The sequence below is a fragment of the Halohasta salina genome, assembly GCF_024178165.1.
GTDB classification, from domain to species: domain Archaea; phylum Halobacteriota; class Halobacteria; order Halobacteriales; family Haloferacaceae; genus Halohasta; species Halohasta salina.
Genome location: NZ_JAMZIE010000001.1, coordinates 427,782 through 445,571, shown reverse-complemented (window position 1 = coordinate 445,571; position 17,790 = coordinate 427,782). Strand labels below are relative to the sequence as shown.

17 protein-coding genes are annotated in these 17,790 nt (G+C 65.4%); 4 read left to right on the top strand and 13 right to left on the bottom strand.

Annotated elements, in window-relative coordinates:
- Nucleotides 1-115: 115 nt before the first annotated feature.
- Nucleotides 116-1,126 (top strand): CapA family protein, encoded by a 1,011-nt coding sequence (locus NKJ34_RS02225; RefSeq protein WP_253736623.1) that lies wholly within the window; start codon nt 116-118, stop codon nt 1,124-1,126.
- A gap of 18 nt (nt 1,127-1,144) precedes the next feature.
- Here NKJ34_RS02225 and mutL read toward each other — a convergent pair whose 3' ends face one another.
- The 9 genes from mutL to NKJ34_RS02180 form a co-directional block, all read right to left on the bottom strand.
- Entirely contained in the window at nt 1,145-3,376 is a 2,232-nt protein-coding gene (mutL, locus tag NKJ34_RS02220; protein ID WP_253736622.1) for a DNA mismatch repair endonuclease MutL, read from the bottom strand.
- Nucleotides 3,369-3,803 carry an NUDIX hydrolase gene (locus NKJ34_RS02215; RefSeq protein ID WP_253736621.1) on the bottom strand — a complete coding sequence of 145 codons (435 nt, stop codon included), beginning with the start codon at nt 3,801-3,803 and terminating at the stop codon, nt 3,369-3,371. The genes mutL and NKJ34_RS02215 overlap by 8 nt, the downstream gene beginning before the upstream one ends.
- 176 nt (nt 3,804-3,979) lie before the next feature.
- Nucleotides 3,980-5,059 (bottom strand): DUF4397 domain-containing protein, encoded by a 1,080-nt coding sequence (locus NKJ34_RS02210; protein WP_253736620.1) that lies wholly within the window; start codon nt 5,057-5,059, stop codon nt 3,980-3,982.
- Between the two features lie 301 nt (nt 5,060-5,360).
- On the bottom strand, nt 5,361-8,078 hold the full coding sequence (gene mutS / locus NKJ34_RS02205; RefSeq protein WP_253736619.1) for a DNA mismatch repair protein MutS: 2,718 nt from the start codon (nt 8,076-8,078) through the stop codon (nt 5,361-5,363).
- A 91-nt stretch (nt 8,079-8,169) separates the two neighbouring features.
- On the bottom strand, nt 8,170-8,604 hold the full coding sequence (locus NKJ34_RS02200) for a PIN domain-containing protein (protein ID WP_253736618.1): 435 nt from the start codon (nt 8,602-8,604) through the stop codon (nt 8,170-8,172).
- Entirely contained in the window at nt 8,605-8,853 is a 249-nt protein-coding gene (locus tag NKJ34_RS02195) for an AbrB/MazE/SpoVT family DNA-binding domain-containing protein (protein WP_253736617.1), read from the bottom strand.
- 185 nt (nt 8,854-9,038) lie between these two features.
- Entirely contained in the window at nt 9,039-9,323 is a 285-nt protein-coding gene (locus tag NKJ34_RS02190; protein ID WP_253736616.1) for a hypothetical protein, read from the bottom strand.
- 285 nt (nt 9,324-9,608) lie between these two features.
- Complete coding sequence (locus NKJ34_RS02185) at nt 9,609-11,426, bottom strand: ribosome biogenesis/translation initiation ATPase RLI (protein ID WP_253736615.1); 1,818 nt, start codon at nt 11,424-11,426, stop codon at nt 9,609-9,611.
- Nucleotides 11,426-11,740, bottom strand: coding sequence for an EMC6-like membrane protein (locus tag NKJ34_RS02180; protein ID WP_253736614.1), 315 nt, complete (start codon nt 11,738-11,740; stop codon nt 11,426-11,428). The genes NKJ34_RS02185 and NKJ34_RS02180 overlap by 1 nt, the downstream gene beginning before the upstream one ends.
- Before the next feature lie 109 nt (nt 11,741-11,849).
- On the opposite strand from NKJ34_RS02180, the gene NKJ34_RS02175 reads away from it, so the two are divergent.
- Nucleotides 11,850-12,125, top strand: a complete 276-nt coding sequence (locus tag NKJ34_RS02175; RefSeq protein ID WP_253736613.1) for a MarR family winged helix-turn-helix transcriptional regulator — start codon at nt 11,850-11,852, stop codon at nt 12,123-12,125.
- Nucleotides 12,126-12,223: 98 nt separating this feature from the next.
- Here the strand turns inward: NKJ34_RS02175 and NKJ34_RS02170 are convergent, their stop codons facing one another.
- The 3 genes from NKJ34_RS02170 to NKJ34_RS02160 all read right to left on the bottom strand — a co-directional run bounded on the left by NKJ34_RS02170 (nt 12,224) and on the right by NKJ34_RS02160 (nt 15,231).
- Complete coding sequence (locus NKJ34_RS02170) at nt 12,224-13,789, bottom strand: preprotein translocase subunit SecD (protein ID WP_256488535.1); 1,566 nt, start codon at nt 13,787-13,789, stop codon at nt 12,224-12,226.
- The gene (gene secF / locus NKJ34_RS02165; RefSeq protein ID WP_253736612.1) at nt 13,786-14,655 is read right to left on the bottom strand and encodes a protein translocase subunit SecF; all 870 of its coding nucleotides are present in this window, start codon (nt 14,653-14,655) and stop codon (nt 13,786-13,788) included. The genes NKJ34_RS02170 and secF overlap by 4 nt, the downstream gene beginning before the upstream one ends.
- A gap of 102 nt (nt 14,656-14,757) precedes the next feature.
- On the bottom strand, nt 14,758-15,231 hold the full coding sequence (locus NKJ34_RS02160) for a DUF5812 family protein (protein WP_253736611.1): 474 nt from the start codon (nt 15,229-15,231) through the stop codon (nt 14,758-14,760).
- 140 nt (nt 15,232-15,371) lie between these two features.
- Here NKJ34_RS02160 and NKJ34_RS02155 point away from each other — a divergent pair, with 140 nt between their 5' ends.
- Nucleotides 15,372-15,809, top strand: coding sequence for a hypothetical protein (locus NKJ34_RS02155; RefSeq protein ID WP_253736610.1), 438 nt, complete (start codon nt 15,372-15,374; stop codon nt 15,807-15,809).
- 16 nt (nt 15,810-15,825) lie between these two features.
- On the opposite strand, the gene NKJ34_RS02150 is transcribed toward NKJ34_RS02155, so the two are convergent.
- Nucleotides 15,826-16,338 (bottom strand): DUF8056 family protein, encoded by a 513-nt coding sequence (locus NKJ34_RS02150; protein ID WP_253736609.1) that lies wholly within the window; start codon nt 16,336-16,338, stop codon nt 15,826-15,828.
- Between the two features lie 123 nt (nt 16,339-16,461).
- Between NKJ34_RS02150 and NKJ34_RS02145 the strand changes: the two genes are divergently transcribed.
- Entirely contained in the window at nt 16,462-17,751 is a 1,290-nt protein-coding gene (locus NKJ34_RS02145) for a glucose-6-phosphate isomerase (RefSeq protein ID WP_253736608.1), read from the top strand.
- Nucleotides 17,752-17,790: the final 39 nt, after the last annotated feature.

The following is a 17,790-nucleotide window of genomic DNA, read 5'->3' as shown; positions in this document are numbered from 1 at the left end:
AGATATTCGTGCGGAACCGAGAGTAAGGGGTTCCTAACTACGCGTCGTTAAACCAAGCCGAGGGCGGTCGCAACCATGGACGAACGATTTGACGACTGGTGACATACACCACGGCATGGTCTCCACCCGCCGCCTCGGCTTTACCGGGGACGTTATGCTCGGCCGACTGGTCGACGCCGCCTACCGGGACCGGCAGCGTCCGCCGGCGGCGCTCTGGGGTGACCTCCAGCCGCGACTCCGGCGGCTTGATGGGCTGTGTATCACTCTCGAATGTGCGCTCTCGACACGCGGCGACCCCTCGCCCGACCGCCAGTACCACTTCCGGGCGGCCCCCGACTGGTCGACCGAGGCGCTCCGGGCGGTGACGGTCGACTGCTGTTCGCTGGCCACCGATCACGCGATGGATTTCGGGCCCGACGCCCTCGACGAGACGCTTGCGGCGCTGTCAGCCGCCGACGTCGAGCCCGTCGGCGCGGGTCGCACTCGGACGGCCGCCCGTGCGCCGATCGCCGTCGACTGCCGCGGGCTAACGGTCGCCCTCGTTGGATTTACCGACAACACCCCCGCCGATGCCGCCACCGACGAGCGGCCGGGCGTCGCCCACGTCGCGTTCGACCCCGACGACGCGGCGGCGATGGGTGTCCTGCGGGCGGCGGTCAGCAACGCCGCACGGTTCGACCCCGATCTAGTCGTGGCCTCGCTCCACTGGGGGCCGACCGACCGGACCCAGCCGCCGCCGTCCCACCGGGCGGTTGCCCGCAAACTGGCCGACTGGGGCGTCGACCTCGTCGCCGGCCACGGTGGCCACTGTTTTCAGGGCATCGAGGTCCTCGACCGCGGTGGCTCGCCGACGGTCGTCTGCTACGACATGGGCGGTTTCGTCGACGACTACGCCGTCGACCCCACCTACCGGAACGATCGGGGCTTCCTCTTCGAACTCGTCGTCGGCAGCAACGGGCAGCCGCTCGAACTCGAACTCAGGCCGACCGAGATCGACTCGCGGGCGGTCTACCGCGCCAGCCGGCGCGGGGCAACGTGGTGTCGGAGTGCGATGCAAGAACGATCCGCCCCCTTCGAGACGACGTTCGATCGTGCCGGACGAGGGCTCGTCGTTTCGCTGGCCTGATTCGTCAGGAGGCGGCGACTACTCCTGTCGTCGGCCGCCGTGGCCGGGATAATCCCGTTCGAAGCGGTCGTCGATCTCTTCGCGACTGATCTCGATGATCACCGGGCGGCCGTGGGGACAGGCATACGGGTTCTCGCAGTCGTCGAGCGCCGCCAGTAGGTCGACGACCGAGCCATCGGTCAGCGAGGTGTTGCCGGTGATCGACGGGTAACAGGCGAGGTCGGCCAGCAACTCGTCGATCGCCGTCTCGACGGTCGCCTCGCCGCCGTCGGCAGCGTCGACGAACTCCAGTAGGGCGTCCCGAAGCAGTTCGGGATCGAGCGTCGCACTGAAAGCCGCCGGCACCGCCGTCACCTCGATCTCCCGACTCCCGTCTCGTTCGGCCCGGAAGCCGATCTCGGCGAGGTGCTCGCTGTAGTCGTCGAATAACGCCGCCTCGCGGGCCGTTAGTTCGAGACTAACCGGGTCGGCCAGCAGTTGGGTCGACGGCGAGTCGTCGAGCGCCGTCCGGAGTCGTTCGTAGTTCACCCGCTCGTCGGCGGCGTGCTGGTCGATCAACACGAGGCCGGAATCGGTCTCGGCCAGCAGGTAGGTGTCGTACAACTGGCCCAGCAGTCGGAGTTCCGGGAGGTGATCGTACTGCCGGCGGTCGGTCGTCTCGCCGCCGGCCAGCGTCTGCTGGGTGGTCGGCTCGCCGAATCCGTACTGACGGTCGGTCGGCCGATCGACGGCGGTGTCGGATCTCGCGGGCTCCGACTCGGGGGCGCCCGTCGACGGAGTCGGCTGTCCCGCATCGCTGGTCGAGCCGCCATCGCTCGTCCCGGAGTCGCTCCCGGACGTCTCTGCGGGATCCGACGACAGCGCCGGGTCGCCGGTCGTCTCCGCTCGGGATTCGGTCCGGTCGGTGTCGGCCGACGCGTTCCCTACCCCCTCGACCGTCCAACTCCCCTCGTCGGCGGGGTCGACCGGCTCGGCAGTGGCCGATTCCGCACTGGTTTCGGTCGGCTCCGCAGTCGGTTGCGTCGGCTCGACTGTTCGGTCGGGATCGGCGGTCGACTCCGGGTCGACCGTTCCGGCTGTCGAGGGGTCCGCGGTCGAAGCCGGTCGGTTCGGAGCGTCATCGGTCGGCTCTCGGTCGGCATCGGCGTCTGCCGTCTCGGTTTCGCTGCCCTCGGGTGCGATCCGCGTCTCGTCGGGAGCCGACCGGCCTCGGGGCGCCCCCGACCGGATCAGGCCGTCGTCGACGAGCGTCCGCTCGACCGCGTCGGTGACCAGTCCCATGACCGCGTCTTCGTCGTCGAACCGCACCTCGGTCTTCCGGGGGTGGACGTTGACGTCGACCGACTCGGGTGGGACCTCGACGAACAGCACCGCGAACGGATAGCGGTCGGGGGCGAGTTGGCCGCCGTAGCCGTCGACGACCGCCCTGCGGAGCGACGACGCGGTGACGTAACGGCCGTTGACGAACGTCGCCAGATACGCCCGGGTGCTCCGAGTCGTCTCGGGGTGGCTGACGAGGCCGGCGATCGAGTCGACGGGCGCGTCCTCGTCGGCCGTATACGCGATGTCGAGCATCGATTCGGCGACCTCCCGGCCGTAGACCGCCAACACCGCCGACCGGAGCGAGCCGCTGCCCTCGGTTCCGAACAACTCCCGGCCGTTGTGTGACAGCGAAACTGCCACTTCGGGGTTCGCCAGCGCATACTGACTCACGACGGTGTTGACATGGTCGAACTCGGTGGCCTCGCGTTTGAGGAACTTCTTGCGGGCAGGGGTGTTGAAAAACAGCTCTTCGACCTCCACGGTCGTCCCCGCCGGACAGCCCGCCGGCCTGACTTCGCCGACAGTGCCGCCCTCGACGGTGAGTTCGGCTCCGGCGGCCGCCTCGGGGGGACGGGAGCGGATCGTCAGCTGCGAGACTGCGCCGATGGTCGACAGCGCCTCGCCGCGGAAGCCGAGGCTGCCGACGCCGGCTTCGAGGTCGTCGATCCCACTGATCTTGCTGGTCGCGTGTTCCGCGACCGCCCGCGGGAGTTCGGACTCGGGGATCCCGCGGCCGTCGTCGCTGACGCGGATCCGATCGGTGCCGCCGCTTTCGACGGCCACCTCAATCCGGCTCGCCCCGGCGTCGAGACTGTTTTCGACCAGTTCCTTGACCACGGAGGCGGGACGTTCGACCACCTCGCCGGCGGCGATCCGCTGGACGGTCGACTCCTCGAGCGCCCGGATCCGTGGACGGTCCTCAGTCATCGTCCAACGGCTGGCCAGCGAGGGTCGGCTGGGCGTCCAGCAGTTCGTCGATTGCCCGCTGGTGGATGCTGACCGTCAGGAACTCGTCTCTGGCCGTCCGCGGCGAGACCCACGCGTAATCGCAGTGTTCGTGGCTCAACGTGACGTTTGTGGTGTCGGTCTCACACCAGTAGACGACGCTGTACCGCCCCCGGCCAACGTCGTTCCGCCAGGCGGCGGTGTGGACCGGCTCGTGGATGTCGACCGCGAGGCCGGTCTCCTCGCGGACCTCTCGTCGGAGCCCCTCCAACGGCTCCTCGTAGGCCCCCATTCGACCGCCGGGCAGTTCCCACGTCTCGGCGTCCATCTGCATCACCAGCAACTCCTCGTCGGGCGAGAGCACGATCGCCTTCTGGCTGACCTCGGCGATCAGCGGCTGCTCGGTCATCGCTCCGGCCCCGTCGGCACCACGCTACTCGCTGTCGGCGCTGCCCGGAGGCGCGAGTCGGCCGCTGGCTGTCGGTTTCGATTCGGGGTCATTGTCCCAACAACGTGGTAGTTGCCTATCAATCCACTGGCGAAGAAGGGTTGCAGTCGGGACTTATTTGCTACCCGACAAACACGTTAGTCGTCTTCGGCCTCGACGGGATCGCCGTCGACGACTTCCTGAGTGATGACGACCTCGAACTCGGCTTCGGAGCTGGCGGCCTCGGGGTCGAGGTAGCCGGTTGCAAACGCGGTGTAGACGCCGTTGGACTCCGGCGACGCATCGAAGCTAAACACCGCCTGGTCTTCGGTCTCCTCGTCGGTATCCTCGTCTTCCTCGGGCAGCGTCTCGTTGCCCTCGTCGTCTTCTTGGAGGAAGCCGATGTCGTTGCCGCCGTCGGCGGCGAGGTCGGAGAACAGACCACCGCCCTCCGATTCGTTTTCGCCGCCGTTTTCGGTCTCGTTGCCGCCACCGCCCCCAGCGGCCCCACCGTTGGCCGGCAGGACGTTGAACTCGTAGTCGCCGGCCGGCAGGTCGAAGTACTCCGCCTCGGAGAAGGCGACGTTCTCGAAGACCGGCGTCTGCCCGACCAGCACGTCGACCGCGGGTGCGTCGGGCGAGGCGTGGATCAGCCGGAGCCGGGCGTCGTTGATCGACTCCGCCGGCGGCTCGTTGTCGTCGGGGTACAACTCGAGCTGGAAGCCGATGTCGGTGCCGCCGGCCCCGCCGTTGCCGGCATCCGGATTACCCAGTGCGACCGCCGTCGTGTTGCCGGCCGGTACCGACACTTGCTCGTCGAAGACCACCAGCGACTGCGCGCCGGCGGCCGTCACGCGGATCTGGTGGTCGCCGGCTGCGAGGTCGAGGTAGCCGGTGACGTCGGTGTACTCCAGATCGCCGACCACCGGCTCCTCGCCGTCGTCGACGTAGACATCGACGGCCGGGAAGTCCGGGATCATGTGGGCGATGCGGATCAGATCGTCACCAGTCGCTTCGGTCTCCTCGTCTTCGGCCTCCTCTTCGGGTTCGTCCTCTGGCGGCTGTTCGTCTTCTTCGGCTGGCGGTTCGTCTTCTGGAGCGGGCTCGGCTGGCTCCTCTTCGGTCTGATTGCCGTCGCCGTCTTCTTCTTGGGCCTCGCCTGCACAGCCGGCGAGCCCACCTACGACCGCGACACCACCTGCTACCTTGAGAAAGTCCCTGCGTCGTGAGTCATTCATGACAACATCCATCGGTTGTACTCACATACATGTTAATGTTTTTTCAGATCCGGAGATAGTCAGGTACTGGCCTAATGACCGACTGACGTATACCATCAATACAACAGTACACCGACATCGAATTCTTTCTATACGGCGGAATCGCGCATGCAAATGCCGGTATCAGAACTGTTTCGTGCCGGATAGCTCTGATCATCTTTACTGAACTGGTATCGTCGACAGCATCGAACGGACGGACAGTTACCAGTGTTTTGTCAGTAGTTAGAGAGTGTCTACGGGATGGGTAGCCGCCGGCTACGGATCAGTTACTGTCGAGTTGTTCCTGCCACTGCTGGACTTTGGCCATCAACTCGACCGGCGGGGTTTCGCTGATGTCGGTCGAGGCGACTGCTTCGAGAACAGCTTCGGCGGCTGGGTCGACCGACTGGCGAGTCGCCGTCGCCCCGTCTCCACCCTCGCGGCCGGCATCGGAGGTCCCGGAGGCTGTCGTCTCGGTGGCGTTCGCGGTCGCGTGATGTTCACGTCCGTTCGTCTCGTGGGTCCGAAACTCCCCGGCGCTGAGATCGAACACCGCCTGTGTCGGCTCGTCGTCGCCGGAGCCCTTGGCCTCGATCGCCTTCTCCTCGCGGAGTTTTTCGAGGACGGTCCGGGCTCGGTCGACGACCGGCAGCGGGACGCCCGCCAGATCGGCGACGTGAATCCCATATGAGCGGTCGGTTGCGCCGTCTTGGACCGTCCGCAGGAAGGTGATCTCGCCGTCGCGTTCATCGGCTGCGACGTGGACGTTGTCGACGCGTTCCAGATGGGAGGCCAGCGAGGTGAGTTCGTGGTAGTGGGTCGCAAACAGGCAGTGACAGCCGATCCGGTTGTGGATGTACTCGGTCGCGGCCCACGCGATGGAGATCCCGTCGTAGGTGGCGGTCCCGCGGCCGACCTCGTCGAGAATTACGAGGGAGTCCTCGGTCGCCGAGTGGAGGATGTTCGAGAGCTCCTGCATCTCGACCATGAAGGTAGAGCGGCCCTGCGCGAGTTCGTCCAGCGCCCCCACCCGCGTGTAGATCCCGTCGACGAGCCGCACTGTCGCCGCCCGCGCCGGGACGAAGCTGCCGACCTGCGCCAAGAGGGTAATGAGCGCGGCCTGCCGCATGTAGGTCGACTTCCCGCTCATGTTCGGGCCGGTGACGATCAGAAAGCCGCGGTCGTCGTCGAGCCGCAGATCGTTGGGGACGAACTCGGTGGCCTGCTCGACGACCGGATGCCGGCCGGCCTCGATATCGAGGCGGCCGTCGGCCGAGAGCTCGGGACGACACCAGTCGTTGGCGGCGGCATGGGTCGCCAGCGAGCACAGCACGTCGACCTCCGCGAGCGCCCGCCCCACGTCCTGCAGGAGTGCCGACTGCTCGGCCACCTCTTCGCGGAGCTGCTGGAATCGTTCGTATTCTAGTTCCCCGCGGGTCTCTTCGAGCCGGAGGATTTCACGCTCTTTTTCGGCCAGCTCGTCGGTGACGAACCGTTTCGAGTTCTTGAGCGTCTTGATGTGCTGGAAGGAGTCGGGCACCTCGTCGGCCTGTGATTTCCCTACCTGTATATAGTAGCCGTCAGTCTTGTTCCGGTCGACGGTTACATGATTGAGGCCGTGCTGCTGTTTGAGCCGGTCGGCCAGCCCGTCGAGCCACTCCTCGACCTCGCGGTGGCGTTCGATGAGGGCGTCGAGTTCGTCGTCGAACCCGTATTTGAACAGGCCGCCTTGGGTGACAGTTTTCGGTGGATCGTCGGCCAACGCCTCCGCAAGCGTCTCGCGGAGGTCGGCGGCGGCCTCCCTGTCGGGCCGGTCGACGACGGTCGAGAGCGGCGAGTCGGCCAGCGGGCCCGCGGCGATCTCGTCGGCCACAGCAGGCAGACGGTCGAGAGTGTCCCGAACCGACAGCAGATCGCGGGCGTTGGCACTGCCGCTTGCGGCCCGGCTGGCCAGTCGTTCGAGATCGTAGCCGCCGTCCAACGTCTCCCGGAGCCGCTCCCGTGGGAGCGCCGCCGCAGCGAGTGCCTCCACGCAGTCGAGCCGCCGCCGGAGTTCGGTCTCGTCCTGTTGGGGCCGGGTGAGCCACTCCCGCAGGAGTCGACCGCCGGGGCTGGTCTCGGTGTGGTCGATGGTGTCGACGAGCGAGCCGTCTCTGTCCCCGTGCATCGTCTCGACGAGTTCGAGATTGCGCTGGGTGGTGGCGTCCAGTGTCAGGTGGTCGGCGGCGGTGTAGACCTGCAGCCGGGTCATCGACTGTGTGACGCCGACGCCCGTCTCCTCGACGTACGCGAGGACCGCCCCCGCCGCGCGCACCGCGAGATCGGAGTCGAGGCCGATGCTGTCGACGGTTTCGCGGCCGAACTGCTCCCGTACCGTGTGGGTGCTTCGGCCGGGGGCGAAGGCGTCGGTGTCGAACAGCGACAGCGAGGCGTCGCTGCGCTCCCGCAACTGGCGGGCGAAGCCGTCGTCGGTTCGGACCTCGGGGCCGGGCAGCACTTCGACGGGGTCGAACCGGTAGAGTTCGGCGTGGGCCTCGTCGGCGGTGTCGACTTCGGTGACGTGGAACTGGCCCGTGGTGATGTCGGCGAAGGCGAGTCCGTAGGGGCCAGCGTCGTCAGCTGCGCCATCCTCGCGGACGGCGGCGGCGAGATACTGCGCCTCGGCGTCGGTGGTCTCGATCAGCGTGCCCGGCGTGACGAGGCGGGTGATCTCCCGATAATGGCCGCCGCTGTCGTCCTCGAACTGGTCGGCGACGGCGACCCGGTAGCCGCGGTCGACGAGCGCCTTCAGATAGGGGGTGAGTTCCGAGAGCGGGATGCCCGCCATCGGGTACGACGAGCCATGGGAGGACTTCTGGGAGACGGTCAGATCGAGTTCGTCGCTCACGGTTTCGGCGTCGTCGGCGAAGAACTCGTAGAAATCGCCACACTGCATCGCCAAGAGATCCGCGTCGCTGTCGGCTTTGATCGACAGGAATTCGTCGACGATTCCCTGAGACATACCTGCTCTGGGTCGGTCTTCGGCTAAAGCCCTGCGGGTCGACGTGGTGCGGTGAGGATCCCACGCTCGTCACGGGGGTTCCACGGCAGTGTCACTTCGGGTGGTACGGATTCGTGACACTGTCCAGCCGATAGACGTCGGTGGCAGCATCGAAGTCGTCATCGAACGCATAGAGATAGCCGAGCCCCTCCGTTTGCATATAGGCGACAATACAGGCGTCGACGAACGAGAACTGCTCGTACTGTCGAAAGAGAGCTTTCCCCGTCGCGACTGCGTCGGTCGTCAGCGAGTCGACGTGGAACCGCGTGTTTTCTTCGATGCGGTCGAGGAAATCGACAGCCGACTCGTGGCCAGCGTGCGTTGTCAGTCCGTTCAGCGTCTCCGCGAGGACGTAATCGAGAACAACTGCCTCCGGGAGGTCGGCAGTGTCGATACCCTGCAGGATCGACAGGCCGTCATCGTGGGCGCTGTCGCGGCGGTAGGCCGCCGCAAAGAGGACTGTCGTATCGACGAGTGCCCGCGGCATCTAGCTGTCGACGCCCCACGCGTCGTGGTCGTTCGTCGCGTCCGTCCGTTGATCGCCGTCGTAGCCGTCGAACTCGCCGAACGTCCCGGTACGCTGCTGGACGACTTGTACACGAAGCGTCCCGTCGTCTTGGATCTGCCAGCGGAGCCGATCTCCGTCGTCGATATCGAGTTCTCGGCGGATATATGCGGGGATATTCGCCTGATTTCCCGAGACCTTACTCTCGGAGTCGACGCTCTCGCTGCTCATGCTCGAACCGAGGTGACTCGGTTATATAAAAACTAGTGTGCGTGTACACTCCTGCGTTCGTCTGGTGAATTTATCCCCTACAGTACCATAGTGTTCGCTGAAACAGTAGTGTCGACTGGATCAGATATATCTGCAAGACTGCGAGACTGAGTAACTCATGCGCCAGTCCTCATGTGGTATAGCACTCATGGCATGAACCAGACAATAATCGCGCCGACGATCGCTACGCCGAGATGGTATGGTATCAGCGCGAACCCGGTCACAACGTCAAACTGGGCAGCAAGCGTCTCAACATAAAACGGCCAGACTGGCAGGCCGACGAACAGCGCGAAGAGATGCCAGAACCCGACGATAACGGCCGCTAGCGCCAGATAGCGGATCGTGTTTTTGATTTTGACACGGATCCAGTGGGCGTTGTTTTTTAGCGCGCCAGTTGCGGACTCGTCGGCCGAGTATTTCCAGTCGCCCATACACTCAGATATATCACCCAAAAATAAAAAAAACGACGGGTAAGTCCGTAAGATCCTGGACCGTCTCACGGCTCCGGGCGAGACTGCTATCCTCCAGTGAGCCGAGCCCAAGAAACCGAGCAAGCCGAAGGCAACAGGTCCTCACGGCCGTCACAGCGCCGGCCGCAGTAACCAACCGGCCAACATCGGCGCGGCGTCGACCAATCGCGGCCGCCAACGGCTCTCATCGGTGTCTAAGTCTTGTACTTCTTTTTCTTGACTTATAAACCGGGTGTAAAAACCGCTTCAGGGCGCGTAGTAGTACTCGCCCTGCCGCTTTTGAGTCGAGTCCTTCTGGCTGCCCGGTTTATTGATCCGCGGTCGACTGGTCCGCTCGTCGCGCCGGAACGTAATGTCGAGATCCGCGAGGAAGTCGTTCATCCCCGCGCGCATCTCCTGTGGCATCGCGGCGTGGCCGTGCTCGGCGGGTTCGCCGTCGAAGACCATCAGCCGGTCGGCCAGCAGGTCGATCATATAGATGTCGTGGTCGATCACCAGCACCGTGGCGTCGTGGTTCTCGGCGTACCGTCGGATCGCCGTCGTCGCCTGCACGCGCTGTTCGACGTCCATGTGGGCCGACGGCTCGTCGAGCACGTAGAGGTCGGCCTCGTCGGAGAGACACGCGGCGATGGCCACCCGCTGCCGTTCGCCACCCGACAGGTCCGTGAGTTGCTGTTCCATGATCCGCTCCAACTGGAGCGGCTGGGCGACCTCGGTGTTCCAGTAGGAGGTGCCGAACTCGTCGGTGATCGACGAGAGGAAGCTGTCGACCCGCATGGGCTGGTCGATCTCGATGTACTGCGGTTTGTAGGAGATGTCGAGTTCGAAATCGAGGCTCCCCTCGTCGGGGTCGATCGAGCCCGCGAACATCTTGGCGAGCGTCGACTTCCCGATCCCGTTCGGACCGACGATCCCGAGGACTTCGCCCTCGTAGATCGTCCCGCTCTCGACGTCCAGCGAGAACTCACCCTCGCCGTAGGATTTCTTCAGGTCAGGGTACTCGACCAGTGGCATTCCCTTCGTCGTCGCCCGTGGGGCATGTTCCTCGAAGGTGATCTTTTCCGGCCGAATGCGCATGTTCTCGTTGGTCAGGTATCCTTCGAGATACTCGTTGATCCCCTTGCGAACCGACTTCGGCGGCGTAATCACACCGAAAGCGCCGGGTTCACCGTAGCCGACGTGGATCGAGTCCGCCAAGAGGTCCAAGATTGCCAGATCGTGTTCGACCACGAGCATCGAGCGATCGGCGTCGTCCTCGGCGAGTTCGCGGATGAGTCGTGCGGCGACCATCCGCTGGCCCACGTCGAGGTAGGGTGTGATCTCGTCGAGGAAGTAGAAGTCGGCGTCCCGTGCGAGCGTGGCGGCGATCGCCACCCGCTGGAGTTCGCCGCCCGAGATCGAGTCGATCGGCTGGTCCATCACCGGCCGGATGCTCAGGCGGTCGACCAAATAGTCGAGTTCGCCCCGCTCGTCCGTCTGTTCGAGCAGTTCCCGCGTTTTGCCGTCGAACTGCTTGGGGATCTGGTCGACGTACTGGGGTTTGCGGGCGATCGCAACGTCGCCGTCGATCAGGCGGTTGAGGTAGTTCTGGAGTTCCGAGCCGCGGTAGCGTTCGAGGACCGCCTCCCACTCGGGGTCGCCGGCGTAGTCGCCGAGGTTCGGAACCATCTCGCCGGCCAGTCCTTGGACGGCCGTCGACTTCCCGATCCCATTGGGGCCCAGAATACCGGTGACCTTGCCGGGTTCGGGGACGGGCAGCCCGTAGAGGGCGAAGGCGTTCTCGTTGTAGCGGTGGGTCGGCTCCTCGGAGAGCTCCTGTGGGAGGTTGATGATCTCGATCGCGTCGAAGGGACACTTCTCGACGCAGATCCCACAGGTCTCGCCGAGACAGATCTCCTCGGAGATGCGGATCTGGTCGGGGTCGCCGGTGTCGGCGTCCTCGCCGCGCTGGGTGATACACTCCTTGCCGGTTCGGTTCGGCGGACAGAAGTTCGCACACTCGTAGTTACACCGGTCGGGTTGACAGCGGTCGAGGTCGACGACCGCGATGCTGTCGTCGGCCATTAGAAGCTCACCGCCGAGGTGAGCAGGATGGCGTAGGTGATAAACCAGAGACAGAACGTCATAAACGCGACGTAGAGGTTGTCCTTGATGCCGAACTCGCCGGTGTCGACGCCGATGAGCTTGAGCAGCGGGTACTGGGCGAAGACGGCGATCCCCATGAGGAGGACGGCCTGAATGTCACCGGCCGCTTCGGGTGTCGTGCCGACGACGACAGCCGAGGCCAGCCCCGCGAGGATCCCGCCGAGACACGCCAGCGTCGTGATCGTCACGCCGCGGAGGTGATCGGAGAATCCGGATGCCGATTCTGTAGCCATAGGCGGGCTTTGGCGTCGGCCATCAAAAGCGGTTCGTTTGTCGGTGCTCGCAGCCCGACAGTGCAACACTGGTGAAACTTTATGTCAGTGTGTCCGTTGAGTAGACGTAATGGCAGGAACAGACCAAGAAAGCCTCGACGATCTGCCACCGAGCGCCAAGCTGGTTTTCAAGGTGCTCGAATACAACGGGACGCTGACACAGAAGGGGATCGTCGAGGAGTCGATGCTGTCGGCTCGAACGGTGCGCTATGCGCTCGAACGGCTCGAAGCCATCGGGGTCGTCGACGAGGACGTCTACTTCGCGGACGCCAGACAGAACATCTACGAACTCACCCCCGAAGCCGACGCCGCTCTCGAAAACAGCGAGCCGCCGAGCGCCGACTAGCCACCGACTGCGTCGTCTATTCTACCACCCTCCCGTCCATCGCCCGCCCGGGCGTCGACGATCCGACTGGTGTCGAAAATACCGAACAGGGCCGGGATCTATCGGTCGGTCAGCAGGTGTCGGAGGATGTCACCGTAGGCCGGCCGGGTGATCAGCACGCCGACGAGCACGCCGAGGATGGTGAAGATGGCGAACCCGCGGAGGTCGCCGAGCGACAACACCGCCAGCGGCGACATGGCGAGGATGGTCGTCGCGGCCGCGACGCCGATCACCCAGAAGGCCTTCTTGAACCGCGAGTCGAAGACCGTTCGGCTGGAGACGTCGCCCTCGGACATCACCTCGTCGGCGATGATGATCAGGTCGTCGACGCCGGTCCCGATCACGGCGATGAAGCCGGCGATCACCGCGAGATCCAGCGGATAGCCCAGATAGGCCGCAAAGCCCAGCAGGATGAGGACCTCCGAGAAGGCCGTCAGGATCATCGGCGCGGCGACCTTCGGCTCGCGGTAGCGCAGGAAGACGACGCCGGCGACCGCCAGTACCGAGAGGATCCCGATGAGCAGGGCGTCCGTTCGGAAGCTCTCACCCTGTGTCGGCGAGATGTAGGAGTCGGTGCCGCCCTGAAGGTCGAGTTGGGCCGGGAGTGCACCCGCACGCAGGTTGATCGCCACGCGCTGGGCTTCCTCGAAGGAGGTCGTCGTCAGGATGAAACTCGAATCCCGCACCCAGTCGCCACTCTCGATGCTGGCTCCGAGGCCGGGGTCCATCCCGAAGGAGTTGACAACCTGATCGTCGACGACCAACAGGAGACACGGCTCGGTGCCGTTGGGGTTCTGTTCGTAGGTACACCGCGAGCCACCCTGTGCGAGCCCGGTGTCGACCGCCGCCTGCCGGAACTGCTCGGCGGAGCTCTGCCGGACGGTCACCGGGACGTGGGGGCCGCTGCGGTCGTTCTGGGTCGCGGTACTGATGCTCTGGAAGTCCTCGCGGGTCAGCACCGCCCGCTCGGTGTCGTACTCGCCGTCACCGTCGTTGTCGTGGTAGAGGTCGACCCGGACGTTCCCGCGGTCCTCGATCAGTTCGACAACATCTTGGCGGTCCTGTCCGGGCACCTCGATGAGAATGAAGAACTCGCCGGTGCCACTGGAGACCTGCTGGACGGTACTCCCGGAGAGCCCGGCCTGATTGACCTTTCCGGAGAGGACCTCGATGGCCTCCTCGCGGGTAGGCTCGGTGACGCCGTCCCGGACCTCGGCGTACTCGTAGCCGGCGGCGTCCATCGCGGCGCGGAACTGGTCGCGGTCGATATCGGGGTTGACGACCTCGACGGTCGCCGAACGGTCGGGCGTTTCCTGTCTGGCGATCACGTCGGTCGTGTCGGTATCGGAGAGTTCCCCGGCGACCGCCGCGGCGACCTGTGCCTCGCTGTCGTCGCCGAAGTCGACGTCCTCGGCGGTGTTGCCGATCAGGGGCGCGCGGATCCGCGTCCCGCCGGCCAGATCGAGGCCGTACCGGAGGTTGGTGATCGTCTGTACCTGTTGGGATTCCTCGCCGAGGGTCTCGTCGTCGGCCCCGATGGTCGGCGAGAACAGCGCGAACGCCGCCAGCAGGACGAAGACGACGAGCATCGTCACCCGCCAGTTGGATTTGAGCCAGTCGATCATCGTCTGACCCCCTCGTAGACGTGCCAGCGAAGCAGACTCACGTTGAGCAGGTAGGTGTTCATCAGGTCGGCCAGTAGCCCGATCACCAGAATGAGGCCGATAGCGGTCATGATCTGAATACCGAACAGCCACGCCAGGACGGTCATCACCGCCATCGCCGAGATCGAGGTCAGTGTCATCGTCACCCCGGTCCGCATCGCCCGGCTCGTCGACTCGTAGAAGCTCCCCGACCGCCGGAGGATACTGTTGTTCAACAGGATATCCGAGTCGACGCTATAACCGATCAACATCAACAGTGCGGCGATCGTCCCCAGCGAGAGATCGATTCCCAGCAGATTCATCATCGCAAGCGGGATCATCACGTCGGAGAACGCCGAGATGACGACCGCGAGCGACGGAACGAACGACCGGAACATCACGAAGATCAGCACGCTCATACCGACAAAGGCGGCGACGACCCCACCGAGGGCCAGCAGTCCGGTGTCGGTCCCGAAGCTCGGGGAGACCGAGTCGATCGTCCGAATGTCGAAGCCGGCGTCGGTCGCCTCCGCCTCGAGTTGACTGGTCGTTACCGATCCCTCCTGAAACGTCACGACGAAGGTGCCGTCGGCAGCGACCTGCTGGACCGTTGCGGGCTCGGTGCTGAACGCCCCGTCGATCTGTTCCCGTGGGTTCTCGCCGTCGACGTCGAGTCGTAGCTCTGTGCCACCCGTGAACTCCAGCCCCAGATTCGCCGGGGCCCCAGTCACCACGTACCAGCCGACGACCACCAGCAGCGCCACTGCCAGCAGCGCCAGCGGAACCGCCACCAACTGGCGGTTCGTGTACTCGGTGTAGTCGACCTCCGGTACCGTGATTGCAACCATACGGATCGGTCTAACTCAGCCTCGAATAAGCCTTCTCATGTCGAAGACAGTGAATTAGGCACTGACTACGCCGCGAGCGCCCCGAGAGCCTGACCGAGCCGGCTACGGTAGGTACCGAATACTTACAACGCCGGATTCCGAGCGCACCTCGACCCGATTGACGCCGAGCCGGGCGGCCCGCGAAAGGGTCCCCTCACGATCCTCGACGACGCTGTCGACGGCGTCGGCCGTCCCCTCCTCCGGGACGGTCAACACGTGGATCTCGCCGATCCCGGCCCGCGGCTCCCGCGTCAGCTCGCCGACCGGCTGGGCGGCTGCCAACTCGCGTTCCTGGACGGTCGGCGGCTCCTCGCTTTCTTCAATCGATAGCGCCCATCGCTCGGCGATCTCGACGAGTTGCCACGAGACCTCCAGCGGCGGCTCCGGCGACAGTTCACCCTCGATGGCATCGTCGACCTCGACGCCGGGGTTCGAAGCCAGCGTGTGTACCTGCCCGTCGTGGACGTCCTTCAGCACGGCCGACTCGGCGTCGGCGTGGGTGACGAGAAACGTGCTCTCCTTGGAGTCGTCGGTCATGCGTGGATGGTCGACGTGCGGGGATATCGGCGTTTCGTCACGGCCGCCCGCCGTGCGGCTAACCATCCGGCTCGATAGTGGTGTATCGCCGGATTGTAGTCACCACAACACCTACCCGTGGGCTCTCGCATTCGACCCGTATGACACGGTCGTTTTCCAATCGTCTCGTTGGCGTCGCGATTCTCGGGGTGGTCCTCTCGCTGTTCCGGTTCTGGCTGCCGGCGCTGTTCGGACTGCTCGGCGACGTCCGCTGGGGCGGCGGGTTCGTCATCGTCGCCGGAATCGAGGCTGCCGCCGATCTGGTGGTCGCTCTCACCGCAGTCGGGGTACTTTCCCACGCCGTCGACGGACCGGGTGGTCTCCGGTCAACGGGGATACTGACCTGGATTGCGCTAGTCGCCGCGGTCGGGGTACTCATGGCGATCGCTCTCCTGCGAATCGGCCCCTACCGTCTGGTCGCGCCGCTACACCCGGTGTTATACCCCGTTCGGGTCGGGGGCTTGGCGGTGCTGGTCGGGACGATCGTCGTCGGTTGGTTCTACGATAGGGGCGTCGACACGGACGCGGAGACGGGGTAACGAGAGGTCCGTCGGCTCACCGCGACAGCCGGTAGTGGCCGACGGCCATCACGACCATCATGGCGACCGGCGGGACGAGCCCGGCCAACTGTGGGAGGCTGTACAGCAGGCTCACCACCGGCGCGAAGAGTCCCGTGGGCTGTTGTTGAAAGCTCTCGGGCATCGAGATGATCGCGGCCAGATAGATCGACAGCAGGAAGCCGACCCCGAGCAGCGCCATGATCGTGTCGTAACGAGGGTGGTAGGACAGCCCCTTGCGGTGTTTCCGGGCGACCAACAGCACCGGCGCGAGCAGCGGCCCCGCGGCGAACAGCCCCATCACGGCGATGAACGTCCGCGAAAGGGTCAGCGAGCCACCCGGCGTCGACGCTGTTTCGCCGATCCACACCACCAGACTCAGCGTGAACAGTCCGCCGACGAAGACCGCCCCGAGCGCCCCGACGAGCACGTACGCTCTGAACAGCAGCGAGTCGCCGTGTCGAAAGGCGTAGGGGAACGCGCCAAACAGCCCGCGGTAGCCGTCTGCCATTGCCGACCGTAGGTGGTCGACCGGATTAAAACTCGCGGGATCGGTCCCGTTGCCCGCACCCGAGACAGTCGACCGTTCGGACGGACGGCAACGATTTTACCCCTTCCGGCCGCGGGTGATGGTATGTATCTGGATATCGGCAACGTGTTGGACGCCAGTCCGATCACCGAGGCGACACTGGAGCGACTCGACGAGCGGGTCGCGGTCGCCCACGATCGCATCGAACAGGGTATGGCGGCCGAAGAACACGGCTATGCCGCCCTCAATCTCCCCGAGACGGTCGACACCCAGGAAATCAGATCGGCGGTCGAACCCTTCGGTACCCCGGCGGCGATCCTGACGGTCGGTATCGGCGGCAGTGCGCTGGGCGCGGCGACCATCTCGGCGGCGCTGGCCGATCAGACCGACGTGGAGGCCCACTTCCTTGACAACGTCGACCCCGAGGAGACCGCCGAACTACTCGACGACCTGCCGCTCGACGAGACGGTCGTCAACGTCGTCTCACGGTCGGGGACGACCGCCGAGACGCTGGCCAACTTCCTCGTCGTCCGCGAGGCGATGGCCGACGCTGGCGTCGACTGGACCGACCAAACCTTCGTGACGACCGGCGACGAGGGCAACCTCCGAAATCTCGCCGACAAACACGACCTGCCCTCCCTGAAGGTGCCCGACGGCGTACCGGGTCGCTTCTCGGCGCTCTCTACGGTGGGCCTGGCCTGCGGCGCACTGCAGGGCCTCGACATCGAGCGTGTCGTCGACGGTGCCCGAAGCGAGATGGCGAGTCTCTCGGGGTCGCTTCACGACTCCCCCGCCTACGCCTACGGCGCGGTGTGCTACGCGCTCGCCGAACGGGGCGCGCTGACCAACGCGATGATGCCCTACGCCGAGTCACTGGAGTACTTCGCCGAGTGGTTCGCCCAACTGTGGGCCGAGAGCTTAGGCAAGGAGGGCCTCGGTCAGACCCCGGCTCGCGCGCTCGGGGCGACCGACCAACACTCCCAACTCCAGCTCTATCGGGCCGGTCCCCGGGACAAACTCGTCACGCTCGTCCGGCCGCGCGAACGCGAGGATATCGGCATCCCGGAGACCGATCTGGAGGGGCTGTCGTATCTCGGCGGTGCGGGACTCGGCGACCTACTGGACGCCGAGTTCGAGGCCACCGAGGCCAGCCTCGCGGCCGAAGACCGCCCCAACGTCCGGATCGAAGTCGACCGCGTCGACGCCGAGGGGATCGGCGAACTCCTGTATGCGATGGAGGCCGCCACGGTGATGTACGGCGAACTCGCCGGCGTGTCGACGTTTACCCAGCCGGCCGTCGAGTGGGGGAAGAAGGCCGCCCGTGGGCTGCTCGGCGGCGGCGAGTTCGCAGAGGCCGAGGCGGTCGCCGACAAACGCGAGTTCACCATCGAGTAAGCCCGGTATCGAGTCGGCGCCCTGTCGGCCCCACTGTCG